The sequence below is a fragment of the Deinococcus koreensis genome, from assembly GCF_002901445.1.
Taxonomy (GTDB): domain Bacteria; phylum Deinococcota; class Deinococci; order Deinococcales; family Deinococcaceae; genus Deinococcus; species Deinococcus koreensis.
Genome location: NZ_PPPD01000001.1, coordinates 495286 through 508829, shown reverse-complemented (window position 1 = coordinate 508829; position 13544 = coordinate 495286). Strand labels below are relative to the sequence as shown.

The 13544-nt window shown below is 71.5% G+C and carries 14 protein-coding genes; 8 read left to right on the top strand and 6 right to left on the bottom strand.

Annotated elements, in window-relative coordinates; translation table 11 throughout:
- Nucleotides 1–23: 23 nt before the first annotated feature.
- The 4 genes from CVO96_RS02375 (at nucleotide 24) to CVO96_RS20965 (ending at nucleotide 2817) form a co-directional block, all read left to right on the top strand.
- Nucleotides 24–539 carry a hypothetical protein gene (locus CVO96_RS02375; protein WP_133161728.1) on the top strand — a complete coding sequence of 172 codons (516 nt, stop codon included), beginning with the start codon at nucleotides 24–26 and terminating at the stop codon, nucleotides 537–539.
- Between the two features lie 8 nt (nucleotides 540–547).
- On the top strand, nucleotides 548–1291 hold the full coding sequence (locus CVO96_RS02370; RefSeq protein WP_207795272.1) for an N-acetylmuramoyl-L-alanine amidase: 744 nt from the start codon (nucleotides 548–550) through the stop codon (nucleotides 1289–1291).
- A gap of 69 nt (nucleotides 1292–1360) precedes the next feature.
- Nucleotides 1361–2149, top strand: coding sequence for a glycoside hydrolase family 16 protein (locus CVO96_RS02365; protein ID WP_103309901.1), 789 nt, complete (start codon nucleotides 1361–1363; stop codon nucleotides 2147–2149).
- Entirely contained in the window at nucleotides 2122–2817 is a 696-nt protein-coding gene (locus CVO96_RS20965; protein ID WP_103309898.1) for a hypothetical protein, read from the top strand. Before CVO96_RS02365 ends, CVO96_RS20965 begins: the two co-directional genes overlap by 28 nt.
- A gap of 5 nt (nucleotides 2818–2822) precedes the next feature.
- On the opposite strand, the gene CVO96_RS02355 is transcribed toward CVO96_RS20965, so the two are convergent.
- Together CVO96_RS02355 and CVO96_RS02350 are read right to left on the bottom strand one after the other, a co-directional pair.
- A complete protein-coding gene (locus CVO96_RS02355; protein WP_103309896.1) occupies nucleotides 2823–3701 on the bottom strand; it encodes an alpha/beta fold hydrolase in 879 nt (292 codons plus the stop codon).
- A gap of 18 nt (nucleotides 3702–3719) precedes the next feature.
- Nucleotides 3720–4673, bottom strand: coding sequence for a nucleoside hydrolase (locus CVO96_RS02350; RefSeq protein ID WP_103313251.1), 954 nt, complete (start codon nucleotides 4671–4673; stop codon nucleotides 3720–3722).
- 371 nt (nucleotides 4674–5044) lie between these two features.
- On the opposite strand from CVO96_RS02350, the gene CVO96_RS02345 reads away from it, so the two are divergent.
- From CVO96_RS02345 to CVO96_RS02335, 3 genes are read left to right on the top strand one after another with little or no spacing between them, the layout of a single operon-like run.
- On the top strand, nucleotides 5045–7318 hold the full coding sequence (locus CVO96_RS02345; RefSeq protein WP_165795347.1) for a RelA/SpoT family protein: 2274 nt from the start codon (nucleotides 5045–5047) through the stop codon (nucleotides 7316–7318).
- On the top strand, nucleotides 7315–7845 hold the full coding sequence (locus tag CVO96_RS02340) for a PH domain-containing protein (protein WP_103309893.1): 531 nt from the start codon (nucleotides 7315–7317) through the stop codon (nucleotides 7843–7845). The genes CVO96_RS02345 and CVO96_RS02340 overlap by 4 nt, the downstream gene beginning before the upstream one ends.
- On the top strand, nucleotides 7842–8828 hold the full coding sequence (locus CVO96_RS02335; protein ID WP_103309890.1) for a tetratricopeptide repeat protein: 987 nt from the start codon (nucleotides 7842–7844) through the stop codon (nucleotides 8826–8828). The genes CVO96_RS02340 and CVO96_RS02335 overlap by 4 nt, the downstream gene beginning before the upstream one ends.
- Before the next feature lie 142 nt (nucleotides 8829–8970).
- On the opposite strand, the gene CVO96_RS02330 is transcribed toward CVO96_RS02335, so the two are convergent.
- Entirely contained in the window at nucleotides 8971–9687 is a 717-nt protein-coding gene (locus tag CVO96_RS02330; protein WP_243398132.1) for a YqjF family protein, read from the bottom strand.
- A gap of 182 nt (nucleotides 9688–9869) precedes the next feature.
- Here CVO96_RS02330 and CVO96_RS02325 point away from each other — a divergent pair, with 182 nt between their 5' ends.
- Nucleotides 9870–10325: a PA2169 family four-helix-bundle protein gene (locus CVO96_RS02325; RefSeq protein ID WP_103309887.1), complete on the top strand. Its 456-nt coding sequence runs from the start codon at nucleotides 9870–9872 to the stop codon at nucleotides 10323–10325.
- Between the two features lie 72 nt (nucleotides 10326–10397).
- Here the strand turns inward: CVO96_RS02325 and CVO96_RS02320 are convergent, their stop codons facing one another.
- The 3 genes from CVO96_RS02320 to CVO96_RS02310 all read right to left on the bottom strand — a co-directional run bounded on the left by CVO96_RS02320 (nucleotide 10398) and on the right by CVO96_RS02310 (nucleotide 13283).
- Nucleotides 10398–12008: a HAMP domain-containing protein gene (locus CVO96_RS02320; RefSeq protein WP_103309884.1), complete on the bottom strand. Its 1611-nt coding sequence runs from the start codon at nucleotides 12006–12008 to the stop codon at nucleotides 10398–10400.
- Nucleotides 12009–12084: 76 nt separating this feature from the next.
- Nucleotides 12085–12489: a DUF8082 domain-containing protein gene (locus tag CVO96_RS02315; protein ID WP_243398131.1), complete on the bottom strand. Its 405-nt coding sequence runs from the start codon at nucleotides 12487–12489 to the stop codon at nucleotides 12085–12087.
- A complete protein-coding gene (locus CVO96_RS02310; RefSeq protein WP_243398130.1) occupies nucleotides 12486–13283 on the bottom strand; it encodes a hypothetical protein in 798 nt (265 codons plus the stop codon). Before CVO96_RS02310 ends, CVO96_RS02315 begins: the two co-directional genes overlap by 4 nt.
- Nucleotides 13284–13544: the final 261 nt, after the last annotated feature.

The following is a 13544-nucleotide window of genomic DNA, read 5'->3' as shown; positions in this document are numbered from 1 at the left end:
ACTCCATGAAGATAGGATGAAGCATGTCCTCCTGTCCCCGGCTGCTCCCCTTCCTGCTGTGCCTCGTGGGGAGTACAGCCCAGGGCGCTGGATTCGGGTTTCCTGATTCTCTCGGCGGCTTCGTCGGCCGACCCGCGATGGCGTCGTTCTCGGAAGGCGGCGCCATCGCGGCGGTTCTCAAAAAGGCCGACACTGACTGTGACTCGGTCGGCATCTACGAGTACCGCGACGGCCCGGCCGCCACGGCTGGTCTGGCGCAGTGGCTGACCCTGCGTGGGCTGACAGCGCGCGAATACGACCGGACGAAAGAGACGGTGCTGTGGGTGGCGAAGGATGAGGAGATGGAGCTGATCGGGGAGTGGATCGCCCCGGCACCGCAGCAGGCAGGCCGACTGGAGATGTGTTTCCACCGCCTCGTCACCGAGGTGAACACCAGGATTCCCGTCGTCCTGATCGGCTGGCTGTTGGCCGGCGTCGGGGCGCTGGGGGGCGCGGTGGGCGGGCTCTACACCCGGCTCTCGGCACGCCGCGGCGCCTGAGCCTGCCGGTGAGCACGCGGCGCGGGCCACGCCTCTCCACACCGGCCCTGTCCAGTCGTCCCCGGCCGATCCATGTCCGCCGGGGGCGGTGTCTGACGCTGGCGACCCTGCTGAGCGTCCTGTCCTTCGGCAGTGCCCGGCCGGCCCCGGTTCAGCCCGCCCTGATCGTCTCCGACCGCTACCGCCTTCCCCCGAGTCCCGAGCGCACCCGGCTCACGTTGGCGTACATCCGGCAGCATTCCGATCCGCAGGCCACGTCCACGCGCATCCGGCCCGTCATGGTCGTGATCCACTGGACGGCGACCTCGACCCTCGCTTCGGCGCTGGCGACCCTGCGGCCCGAGGTGCTGAGCGGCCGGGCCGACATCCGCAGCGGGGGCCGGCTGAACGTCGGTGCCCACTTCCTGGTCGACCGGGACGGCACGGTGTACCGGCTCCAGAACGAGACCACGCTGGCCCGGCATGTCATCGGGCTCAACCGCTCGGCCATCGGCATCGAGAACGTCGGCTCGGGGTCGCTGACGGCCGAGCAGCTGCGGGCCGACACCGCGCTGGTGGCCGACCTGAAGGCGCGCTATCCCATCGAGTACCTGATCGGACACTTCGAATCCCAGCGCTTCATGGGCTCGCCCCTGTGGGAGGAGCGGCAGCCGGGCTACCTGACCCACAAGAGCGACCCCGGCGAGGCGTTCATGAAGGCGTTGCGCAGGGCTCTCGCCGCCTGGGGCCTCCGTCTGAAGTCGGCCCCCTGAGCGGCCGGTTCGGGGCCGCCGACCTCCGGGCGCCCTGGACGGCTCCGGCCCCGCCCGGCACACTGGGGCATGACCACCATCCCTGAGCGCCCCGGCTATGTGCTCGATTTCTGTGAGGAGTTCATCGGCCCCGATCTCGACCGCTCGCGCTGGCTGCCCCACTACCTGCCGCACTGGAGCAGCCGGGCACGCACGGCGACCCGCTACACCCTGCCCGGGCGCGGGCTGCAGCTGCACATCACCGAGGACATGGTGCCCTGGAACCCGGCCTTCGACGGCGAACTGCGCGTCTCGAACCTGCAGACCGGCTGCTTCGCCGGGCCGTTGGGGAGCAGCGTGGGGCAGCTGCACTTCAAGCCCGGCCTGCGCGTCACCGAGGAGCAGCCGACCACCCGGCTCTACACGCCCCGGTACGGCTATTTCGAGGTTCGCCTGAAGGCGGTGCCGGTGCCGGGGTACATGGCGGCCTTCTGGATGATCGGCTTTCAGGAGCGGCCCGAGGAATCCGGCGAGATCTGCGTCGTCGAGCTGTTCGGGCAGGACGTGACCGCGCAGACGCTGACCGTGAAGTCGGGCATCCACCCCTTCGGCGACCCCGCGCTGCGCGAGGAATTTGACGAGGAGGTGCTGGAGGTCGATCCCGCCGCCTTCCACACCTACGCGGTGGACTGGACGCCCACGCATGTGGATTTCTTCGTGGACGACACCTTCCGCCGCCGCGTGCGGCAGTCGCCGGCCTATCCCATGCAGTTCATGCTCGACCTGTACGAATTGCCCGATCAGCTCCCCGCCGGCCGGCAGGGGCCGTGGCCCAAGACGCTGGAGGTCGAGTGGGTGCGCGGCTACCGGCGGGCGTGAGCCGCCTGGAGAGCGTCGTGGCCGCCGTGTGTCCTGACCCGGCCCACCCCCTGGCCGTCCCGTTGCGCGCGTGGTGCCAGTCGCGCCCCTTCCTGGCCTTCGCCGAGGCCAACGTGCCCAAGCTCCGCAAGAAGGCGCGCGAGGCGGTGGGGGAGGAAGTTCAGGCCGACCTGCGGGCCGAACTCGCGGTGGCCGCGTGGCTGCTGCGCGAACCCGGTGTCACCCTCGTTTACGAGCCCCTGAAGGCGGCGGGGGGGCGCGGCCCCGACTTCGCGCTGCGCCTGCCGGGCGGCTCACTCGTCTTTGTCGAGGTCGCCCGGCTGCGCGGCGGTGGGACGCAGGCCCCCGAATACAAGCTGGCGCGCGTGCTGGCCGACAAGGCGGGGCAACTGCCGCCGGGGGCCGGGGTGGTGCTGGCGGCGGTTCTCCCGGCCGACGGCGAGGCGGCCGTGCTCGCTCCGGCGGCCCTGCGGATGCTGGCCCACGCGGCGCAGGGCGAGACGTTGCCCGGGGTGCCGCCCGGGCGCGCCCGCGCCTTCGAGCAGCGGCGCCCCCGAGTGGGCGGCGTGCTGTGCCTGGGGCCGGGCGAGCCCCCGCATGTCACGTTCTGGGCGCACGGGGGCGCGGCGCACCCGCTGTCCGCGGCGGCGCTCCGCGCCCTGCGCTGAGGCCGCTAGCCCAGTGTCCGCCGAAGAAAGCCCCGCACCACGCTCAGGAACTCGTCCGGCTGCTCGACGAAGGGCATGTGGCCGCTCTCTTCGAACACGTGCAGTTCGCCGGCCGGGGCACGCTGGGCGAGCACGGCGCTGGCCCCCGGCGGACAGGTGCGGTCGTGGCGCCCGGCCAGGGCCAGCAGGGGCTGGGACACCGTGCCCAGCCCATCCTCGACCTCGATCCCACCGTAGCCCGCCACGCTGAACTGCCGCAGCACGTCCGGGGCGTAGCGGGGCCCCAGGGCGTCCACACGCGCCTCATAGTCGGCGATGCGCGAGTCCAGCGGATCGGCGAAGTGCCAGGGCATCTGCTCGTGCATCAGCCGGGCGAAGTCGGCCTGGGTGCGGACGTTGGCCTCGTCGGCCCAGGAGGCGCGTACCTGTTCGCGCAATTCCACGGGCTCGAAGCCTTCCAGCTTCGCGGGGATGTCGTCCAGCCAGCGGGCCGAGCCCACGCCGCAGCAGGCGACCGTGGCCGCCGCCGTGCCGGGGAAGTCGGCGGCGTGCTGCAGCGCCACGAAGGCGCCGTAGGAGTGCCCCAGCACCGCGTAGCGCTCCGCGTTCAGGGCGGCGGCCACCCGGCTCACGTCGGCGGCCATCTGCGCGAGCGTCCAGGTCTCCTGCGGCGCGTCCCGGTCGCTGCGGCCCTGGGCGCGCATGTCGAGAATCACGAGCCGCACGGTATCGGCCAGTGGGTCGAGGTAATCCGCGAACTCCGTGTGATCCAGGCCGGGGCCGCCGTGCAGCACGATCAGCGGCGGCCGGGCGGGGTCGCCCACGATCCGGGCGTGCAGGCGGGTGTCCAGGGCGTCCAGCATCCGGTATTCGGGGGTGGGCACGGCTTCAGGGTAGCGCGCCTACCGGTAGGTGGCGATCTGCTCCGTGAGGAAGGCGAAAAAGCCGTCGGCGTCCACATCGGTCATGACCTCGGCGTTGGGCGCCTTGCCGGTCACCCGCCACACGTCGGCCACGGTGCGGCCCTGGCTGGGGCCGTCGGTCAGGTCGATCTCGACGTGCATGGGGCGCGTCTCGAACAGCTCCGGGCGCAGCAGCCAGGCCACCGTCAGCGGGTCGTGCAGCGCGCCGCCGTCCCAGCCGTAACGCTCCAGATGGTGCCCGGCGAAGAACTCCAGCAGCACCGCCACGAACTCGCCGACCGGGGTGCCCAGGGCGCGCAGGGCCTGCACGCGCGCCGGGTGCGCGATGGCCTGATGGCTGGCGTTCAGGCCGATCATGGTGAGCGGCACCCCGCTCGTGAAGACGATGTGCGCCGCGTGCGGGTCGGCCAGCGCGTTGAATTCGGCGGCCGGCGTCCAGTTGCCGGTGTCGGTGGAGCCCCCCATCCAGACGACCCTGTGGATCAGGGGGGCGATGTCCGGGGCCAGCCGCAGCGCCAGGGCCACGTTCGTCAGGGGGCCGGTGGGCACCAGGGTCACCTCGCCGGGCCGCGCCCGCACGGTGCGGATGATGAAGTCGACCGCGTGCTCGTCCTCGGTGCCGCGCGTGGGGGTGGGCAGAGACGGGCCGTCCAGGCCGCTGGCGCCGTGCACGGCCTCGGCGGAGATGGTCGGCACCACCAGCGGGCGGTCGGCGCCGGCATAGACCGGCACGGCCGCACCGATCAGCTCGCGGGTGATCAGGGCGTTGCGGGTGGTGCGCTCCAGGCCCACGTTGCCGAACACCGTGGTCAGGCCCAGCACCTCCAGCTCCGGGCTGGCGAGCGCCAGCAGGATATTCACGGCGTCGTCATGGCCGGGATCGAGGTCGAGCACCACGGGGCGGGGGGAGAGCGGCGACAGAGGCGACGGCATGGCGGGCATTGTGTCATCCCCCACGGGCTGCGTGAATCGACCGTAAGCCCGGTGCCATCTGTGTCAGAAAGAAAGTCTTACACTGAGTCCATGAAGGGCCTGCGCGAATTTATTGACTGGCTCCGGGAGGCGCTCAAGGGCGAACCCCAACCGCAGCTGGTGCCCATTCCCGTGCGCGTGCGTGACCGGCGCTAACGGCCTCCCTCTTCCCACACTCCCACGCCCACCCCACCGGGTGGGTGTTTGCTGTGGCTGCGCTCCAGCGTGAGCCCCCCCAGCGTGAGACAGCCCCCGGACGCCCCGACGGGCGGCGCGCTATGCTCTGCGTCGTGCCGGAGCGCGAGCACCACTCGACAGGGGAGTATGGGGGAATGGACGAACTCAGGCGGCTGGTCGCGAACCGGCCGCCGGCTGAACGTGACGGCATCGAGCGGGCCTTCGAGTTCGCGCGGCGTGCCCACAGCGGCGTGCTCCGCCGGAGCGGCGAGCCCTATATCACGCATCCGGTGGCGGTGGCGGTCATCCTGGCCGGGCTGGGCATGGACTCGGACTCCATCATGGCCGGGCTGCTGCACGACACGGTGGAGGACGTCGAGGACGTGACCTTCGAGGGCATCGAAGAGGGCTTCGGCCCGGATGTCCGCCGCATCGTGGAAGGGGAGACCAAGGTTTCCAAGCTCTCCAAGCAGGGCTCGCAGGCCGCCGAGGTCAGCGACGCCGGGCGCGACGTGCAGGCCGAGAACCTGCGCCAGATGCTGGTCGCCATGACCGACGACATCCGCATCATCGTGGTCAAGCTGGCGGACCGGCTGCACAATATGCGGACGCTGGGAGCCATGAAGCCCGAGAAGCAGGTCAGGATCGCCCGCGAGACCATGGAGGTCTTCGCGCCGCTGGCGCACCGCCTGGGCATCGGGCAGATCAAGTGGGAACTCGAGGATCTCAGCTTCCAGTACCTGCACCCCGAGGAGTACGACTTCCTGCGCAGCCGCCTGCGCACCCGCCAGGAGGAGCGCCAGGCGCTGATCGAGCGGGCGGTCGCGCAGCTCAACGAGGCGCTCGTCGACGATCTGGAGCTGCCCGAGTGGGTCGCGGACATCGACATCGCGGGGCGCAGCAAGCACCTCTGGAGCATCCACAACAAGATGCAGCGCGAGGGCAAGGCGCTCGAGCAGATCTTCGACCTGCTGGCCATCCGCGTGATCCTCACCCCGCGTGATCTGGTGGCCCCCGCCGGCACCGACGAGAAGCGCCGCGAGCGGGCCGAGGAGACGCGCGAGAAGCGCATCTGCTACCACACGGTCTCCATCGTGCACTCGATCTGGACGCCGCTGCCGGGCCGCTTCAAGGACTACATCGCGGTGCCCAAGCCCAACGGCTACCAGTCGCTGCACACCACCGTGATCTCCCAGAGCGGCCAGCCCATCGAGGTGCAGATCCGCTCGCGGCGCATGCATGAGGTCGCCGAGTTCGGCATCGCGGCCCACTGGATGTACAAGCAGGGCGGTCAGCTGGCCCAGAAAGACCGCGAGAACTGGATCTCGCAGCTGCGCGAACTGCAGAACGAGATCAACGACGCGTCCGACTACATGGACGCCGTGAAGTCCGACATCCTCTCGCAGCGCGTGCGGGTCTTCACGCCCAAGGGCATGGCGATCAGCCTGCCGCTGGGTTCCACGCCGGTCGATTTCGCGTACCACATCCACTCGCGCATCGGGGAGACGACCATCGGCTCGCGCGTGAACGGCTCCATCGTGCCGCTCTCGCACAAGCTCGGCAACGGCGACATGGTCGAGATCGTGACCTCCAAGAACGGGCACCCCAGCAAGGACTGGCTGAACTTCACGGTCACCAGGAGTGCGCGCTCCAAGATCCGCCACCACTTCCGCACCCAGGAGCGCGCCGAGGCGCTCAAGAAGGGCCACGACCTGCTGGAGCGCTACCTGCGCAAGCGCCAGCTGCCGGTGCGCCAGCTCATGCGTACCAAACTGCTGGAGGAGGCCGCCAACAAGCTGATCGGCAGCCGCAACCCCGACGACCTCTACCACGCCCTGAGCGCCGGGAAGCTCACGCCCTCGGCGGTGGGCCGGGTGCTCTCGCCCAGTCTGGCGCAGGAGCAGGCCGGCCCGGCCCAGCGCCGCGCGCCCGCCGCTCCCCGCCCGGAGAACGGCGGCGTGTACGTGGAGGGCTTTACCACCACCACCAAGCTCAGCAACTGCTGCTCGCCCATTCGGGGCGACCAGATCATGGGCTACCTCACGCGGGGGCGCGGCGTGAGCGTGCACCGCATCGACTGCCCGAACATGATCCGCCTGCTCAAGTACGAGGCCGAACGCTGCGTGGCCGCCTCCTGGGACGCCGGCACGCCCGGCAGCACGCTGGTCGATCTGGACGTCATCGCGCCGGATCGCTCGGGCCTGCTGGCCGACGTGCTGGGCGCGCTGAGCGCCGAGAAGCGCAGCCCCCTGAAAGTGGACGCGCGGGTGGGCATGGACTCCGTGGCGCACATCCTGCTGCGCCTCGCGGTGACCGGCAACGCGGATCTGGCTGCCGTGCGCGCCGCGATCCTGCGCGTCGACGGCGTGACCGACCTCGTGCGGGTAGGTCGGGGCGACGGCCGCGTCCGGAACGGGGCCAGCGCGTGAGGGCTCCGGGCCTGCTCGACATCCCCGTCGCGCCGGCCGCCGGATCACCGGCCCAGCGCCTGCTGCTCCTGGGCGTCCCGGCCCTGATCCTGCTGGGCGCCTTCCTGCCCGGCCCGGACGGCGCCCCGGCCCCGCGCTCCCTGCTGATGCTGCTGATGAGCACGCTGGCCGTGCTGCTGGGCCTGCTGTTCTGGCTGGCCCCGCGCCGCCTGGGCTACGCCCTGACGAGCACCGACCTGCTGATACGCCGGCTCTCGGGCACGACCCGGCTCGCCATTCCGGAGATTACGGCCCGCCGCTCGGCTGGGCGGCTGGGCTGGCGCACCTTCGGCACCGGCCTGCCGGGCTACCTCACGGGCTTCTTCACCTTCGGGCCGGATGCCCGCTCGGCCGTGATGGCGGCGGCGAGCCGGCCGGATCGGGGGGTGATCGTGGAACACGCGGGCCGCGCCTATTTCCTGACCCCCGCCGATCCGGACGCCTTCCTGAGCGAACTGGCGCGGCGCGGCGCAACGGTGGCGCCGTGAGCCTGACTCTGCTCCCCGATCTGGGCGACCTGCTGCGGCTCTATCCGCAGTACAACGCCGGCACCGTGGTGGAACTCGTGCGCTCGCTCGGTGCCCGTGAGGTGCTGTGGGCCTCGTCGGCCGACCCGGATCACCCGCTGCGCGACGCGCTTCCCGCCGCCGGTCTCGCCATCCGCGAGGGCTTCACCGAGGACTGGGCCTGGGCCGAGGCCGAATACGACCAGTTCCTCGACTTCCTGAAGCTCTACCCGCAGGGCCGCGAGAGGCTGCGGGAGGCGGGCCGCGCCGAGGGCGAATTCGCGGCGCTGCTGGGCACCCCGGCCGCTCCCGACCGCCTGCTGGGCCCGGAGGTGCTGGACGCCGCCGCCCGCTACCACGAGACCCAGCGCCGCGTGCTGGACGAGGGGCCGGGCACCGTCTGGCGGGATCGCCGGCTGACCCGGCTGGCCGGGCGGCTCTCCGGGCACACGGGCGTGGTGATCGCCCCGCTGGACGATCTGCCGGAACTGCTGGCCCGCCTGCCAGGAGCGGCCCTGCCGGATCTGAGCGCCTTCACTCCCGGCGAGACCAGCCGCCTGCGGGCCCTGGCCGACCGCGCCTGGCAACTGCGCGAGGAGGATGACCTGACCGCGCTGCTGGAGGCCCTGGAGCGGGAGACCGGCGACCGCGTGACCCCTGAGGCCGAACTGCAGGCGACGGCGGCCAGCATCCACCTCGCGGTGGGCGACCTGCAGGCGGCGCGCGAGCTGCTGGAGCGCGCCGCCCACAGTCTGCAGGGCGAACTGCCACGCAGCCTGGCGGGACTGGTGCTCGCCCGGCTGGGCCAGGTGCGCGACGCCCTGGGAGACCGCGACCTGGCCGTGCGAACCTACCGCGCCGTGCTCGCCCTGAGCCACGCCCCCCAGATTGCCCGCGACACCGCCGAGGCGGGCCTGAAGGAAGCCTTCGCGCTGCAGCTGTCCGGTGGGGCGGATCAGGCGTAGGCTCAGGGCCGCGCCGGGGACGCATCCGCTTGATATCTGGCCGATCTGACCGCTGAGAACCGTCGTCCGTCCATGGGCAACATCGAAAGGGCAAGTTCCTTACGCCTGCCCTGTGCCGCCCACCCGCTGAACTCCGCCCGGTCTACTCCAGCCGCTGCAGCCAGTCCGCCCGCACCTGCAGTTCCCCGGCGTGCATCAGGTGGGGCTCGCCCTGCAGGGTCACGCCCAGGCGGTCGGCCAGGGTGTTCTCGGTGATCGCCGCCTCGGCGCGGCGCAGGGGCCAGGCCTCGTGATGGATCCGCCCCCGGTAGAGCCGGCCCGAGGCATCGGCGGAATACAGGTATAGCCGGTGGGTCAGCCAGTGTTCCAGGCTCCCCTCCGGCGCGGCCAGGGGCGCTCCCACCGCCCGGTAGGCGCCGGCGAAGCGGCCCCCCGGCGCGTGGCGGTGGGTGCGGAGGCTGGCGTAGCGGGTCACGCCCGCCGCGTGGGAGACCCACATCCGGGCATCGAAATAGGGGAGATGGAACAGGGTGCGCGCCAGCCGCACGGCGAGCGGCTGGGCCGCGTCCAGGGAGTAGAACCAGACGCCGCCTTCCCCGTCCTGCTGCCTGGAGGGCCGCACGTAGGTTCGCAGGTTCAGTTCGGGAAAGTCGCTGACTCCCGGCACGTCCGGCAGGAAGCGTGGGGCCACCCCGCTCATGCGGAAGGGCACCACGCCCAGCCACGCCTGCCCCTGGAACGTGTCCAGCTCCAGCCCCGGCGGCAGGGTGGCGGCCAGGTGCCGCGCGTCGACCGGCCAGTGCATGAAGCACAGGTCACGCCAGGTCATCCGCAGGGCCCAGCCCGAGTGTTCCGCCATACGGCAGCCTACACGCCCCTTCCCCCCGGCCTTCCGCGTGCATGGAGACTTGGTACAGGTCAGCTCAAAGTTCCGTAAACGCTGCCCGCCACCTTCCGCACACGATCCTTCACGGAGCTGACTAGGCTGGACACGTTGCACGCCCCATGAGCCCCACGTGGCCGTGCCGGAAGGAGCTTCCCATGATGAACAACGAACAGGTTCTCGACAAACTCCAGTACCTCCTGGGCACCGTGCGCGACGGCGAGAAGGGCTTCAAGGACGCGGCCGAGCACGCCACCGACCCGCAGCTGCGCTCGCTGTTCACGGAGCGCAGTGCCCAGCGCGCCAGCATGGCCGCCGAGATCGAGGCCCGGATCGGCACCATGGGCGACAAGCCCCGCGAAGGCGGCAGCGTGGGCGCCGCCCTGCACCGCACCTGGCTCAACGTCCGCGACGCCGTGACCGGCCGCGACGATTACCAGGTGGTCGCCGAGTGCGAGCGTGGCGAGGACGTCGCGGTGGAGAACTACCAGGACGTGCTGAAGGAAAGCGACCTGCCGGCCGACGTCCGCTCGCTGGTCGAGGCGCAGTACGCCAAGGTGCAGCAGAGCCACGACCAGATCCGTGGCCTGAAAGACGGCCTGAAGGCCAGCTGAGCGAGCCATCGACTGCAGGATGAAGGGCCGGGATTGAAGTCCCGGCCCTTCCCTGTGCCCCTGAATGGACAACTATTCGCGTTTGCGGCGGCGCAGGCGTTCCAGGGCGGATTCCAGGCTCAGGCGCATCCGCTCCAGGGCCTGGGCCAGATCCCCGATCTCATCGTTGCGGTCGGCGCTGACCGGCCGGGAGAGATCCCCCATGCTGATCGCGTCGGCGGCCTTCACCAGCTGCTCGATAGGCTGCACCACGGCCCGCGCGGTGCGGTTGGCGAGCACCGACGCGACCAGCAGGCTGAACAGCGAGGTCAGCACCACCAGACCGATGGTGTCGCGCAGGCTGGCCCGGAAGCGGTCGTTCCGCAGCCCCACCGTGACCTTGTGGGTGAACTGGCCCGGCGCGGCCTTCACCGGCACGGCCGTCGGCTGGCCCAGCGTGTTCTCCACGACCGCCACGCGGGTCACGACCAGGGTCTCGCCGCCCAGCCGCATCGAGCCGCGATCCGGGTGCCGGGCCGTCCACTGGCCCACTTCCTTGTTCCAGGCGGCGTTCACGCGTGGATCGGCCGAGCGCAGGTACGAACTGCCCCCGGGCTTCTCGATCCGCACGAAGGCCACGTTGCGGTCTTTGACGATGGCGTCGAGCTGCAGGTTCGAGACGCTCTGGCTGCCGGTGCTCAGCGTGGTGCCCAGCGCCGCTGCCAGGGTCTGGGCCTGATCCTGCACGATCTGTCCCTGCAGGCGCGGCAGCAGGGCGCTGAGCAGCAGCAGGGTCAGCGCGGTGGCCAGCCCCAGGGGCAGCAGGGTGCCCAGCAGCAGGCGCCGGGACAGAGACTGGCGACGGGCCCGCCGCGTTCCGGGCTCGTCGGCCGGGCTCAGCAGCATGGGCATCACCACGGACTCGGGCCGGCCCTCCGGGGTGGGCGGCGGCTCGTTCATGGTCAGGGCGCCGGTGAAATCCGTCCAGACATCCATCTCGGAAGGAGCGCTCACCATGGACTCCGGCGCTGGGGATGCGGGTGCGGCTGGAGACGGGGCCGCCGTCATGGGGGCGGCCGTCATGGGGGCAGCCGGGGCCGGCGTACTGGAGACCCGGGGCGCCGTCACCTCGGGCATGGGGCTTCTGGCGAAGGGGGAACTGTCCCGGATCAGTTCCACGTCGCCGGGCCGTTCCAGCAGGGCCGCCGCTGCCAGCGAAGGAAAGGCTGGGGAGGTCTGGAAGGGGCTTGACCGTGGGGTGGCGGGCAGCGGCGCACCCGGCACGGCACTCGGCATGGGTGCGCTGGGCCAGGCGGGCGCGGCGGCGGCGAAGGGATCGGGGCTGGCCGGCGTGGCCCCGGCCGGGCTGCCGGGGGCGCGGGCCGGCGCCAGGGGGGCGTCGTCGGGGAAGGCGTCGGTCGCCATGAAGGCCGGGGTGGGGGCCACCGCCTGGAAGGGCTCGGTGATCACACTGGTCTCGTCCCGCACGCCTTCCAGCGCGACCTCGGCACCCACCGATTGGAACATCGTCATGAGCAGCTCGGCGCGGGCGCGGCTCGTGGGCTTCATCAGCCGGCCCGTGCGGCGTGAGGCGAGGCGCTGCGCCTGCTCGGGAGTGAGCCCGAAGCGTTCCGTCAGCAGCTGCTCCAGCTGAAGCCGTCCGTCGTCGCTCACTGCCTGTCTGATCACCACCGTATATTTCATGCCGTTCTCCCCCTGCCCTGATCACACCAATATGTGCCCCTGCTCCGTGCCGCCGGCCCGCTGGCGGGCGGCGCCCTCACGCCATCCCCCGTTCCCGCAGCTGCCGGACGAACAGCTGCGCCCGGTCGTGCGACAGCTGGGCCGCCAGCCGGTTTAGCAGGGCGCTCAGGGTGGCCTGCTGGCCCAGTTCCTCCAGCACCTCGTCCACCATCAGCGAGGCGAGGGGGCCGACCGCCGCCGCCAGACATTGCGTGACCACCCGCGCCACGGCGTCGCCGACCTGCTGCTCGCGCTGCACGGCCTGGCCGACCCAGCGCGCCGCTTCATCCAGCTGCAACTGCACGTCGGCGGGGGTGGTGCGGGCCAGCCGGGCCACCTCGTCGGTTCCCCGGAGGCCGTCGACGGCGTGCAGCACTTTCCAGACCCGGTAGGGCATCGGGGTCGTGTCGCTCAGGCCCTCGGGCCAGTTCAGGGAGGTCACAGCGTCTCCAGTCCGGCGGCGGCCCATTCCGGACGATCCCGCAGGGGCGCCGTGGGCAGGTCGGCCAGCCGCACGCCCAGGCGGGCCAGCGAGGCCCGCAGAGCGGCCAGCAGGGCGGGCCGGAACTCGCTGACCTCCAGGGCCGGGTCGATGTGCAGCGCCGTGCCGCGCAGCGCGATCTCACGGGCGAAGGGGTCGAGGCAGTCGTAGGTGACGCTCAGGCGCGTGCTGACCTCCCACCAGGCCGTCTCCAGCGGCACGCTGCGCGCCACGACCTCCACCAGTTCCTTCCAGAGGGTCGCCAGGGCCTGAGGACTGACCTCGGCGTAGGGGGCATAGGCCGTGGCGGCCGCGCCCGGCGCCGGCAGGGTGCCCCCGATCACCTGGCCGGAGTCCCAGTAGCTGCCGCCGGTGCCGGACACCAGCACGCCCGAGAACATCTCGCGTTCCAGGCGCCGCTGCAGCCCGGGCCACACGTCGTCCAGAGGCTGCGGCGTGCTGGCGCGGGCCGCCCAGACCAGTCCCGCGATCTTCGGACTCTGGGTGCTCAGGCTGACCTGGGCCCGGGGCAGGGCCTGCATGGTCGTGGCCCACGACACGTCCTGCCCACCCCAGGTGAAGCCTCCCAGCACCTCGCCCCGGGCCCACACGAAGCGCGCCCAGCGCCCGTCCTGCCAGGCATCGAAGACGCAGCTGGCCCCCTGCGAGCGGCGGGTGGCGAGGTCCACGGCGATGTCCGTCCAGGGGTAATGATCCGTGCTGATCGCCGTGTACACCGCCTGATCAGTGGGCACGGGCAGTGCGGCGCTTGTGGGAGGGGGAGGGGCAGGATGGGTCATGAGCGTCCAGTCATTGGGTGTCCAGAAAGCTTGGGTTCCGAGGTCGGGTTCCGCGTGTGGGTTCGGCGCGCAGTCGGGAATCGGGCACGCTGGAGGGCTGAGGTGAGGGGCTGGGGGCAGAGGCGCGGCCCGGAGGGGGACTCAGCCGCAGTGGGATGAGAAGGCCCTTAAGAAACGCCTCTGTGACACGGTGCCATGACACTGTGCGGCCTCTTA

Bases quoted from the DNA above. Each gene is read 5' to 3' on its own strand.
- CVO96_RS02375 (WP_133161728.1), top strand. From the start codon at position 24: ATGTCCTCCTGTCCCCGGCTGCTCCCCTTCCTGCTGTGCCTCGTGGGG.
- CVO96_RS02365 (WP_103309901.1), top strand. From the start codon at position 1,361: ATGACCACCATCCCTGAGCGCCCCGGCTATGTGCTCGATTTCTGTGAG.
- CVO96_RS02350 (WP_103313251.1), bottom strand. From the start codon at position 4,673: ATGCCGTCGCCTCTGTCGCCGCTCTCCCCCCGCCCCGTGGTGCTCGAC.
- CVO96_RS02345 (WP_165795347.1), top strand. From the start codon at position 5,045: ATGGACGAACTCAGGCGGCTGGTCGCGAACCGGCCGCCGGCTGAACGT.
- CVO96_RS02330 (WP_243398132.1), bottom strand. From the start codon at position 9,687: ATGGCGGAACACTCGGGCTGGGCCCTGCGGATGACCTGGCGTGACCTG.
- CVO96_RS02325 (WP_103309887.1), top strand. From the start codon at position 9,870: ATGATGAACAACGAACAGGTTCTCGACAAACTCCAGTACCTCCTGGGC.
- CVO96_RS02320 (WP_103309884.1), bottom strand. From the start codon at position 12,008: ATGAAATATACGGTGGTGATCAGACAGGCAGTGAGCGACGACGGACGG.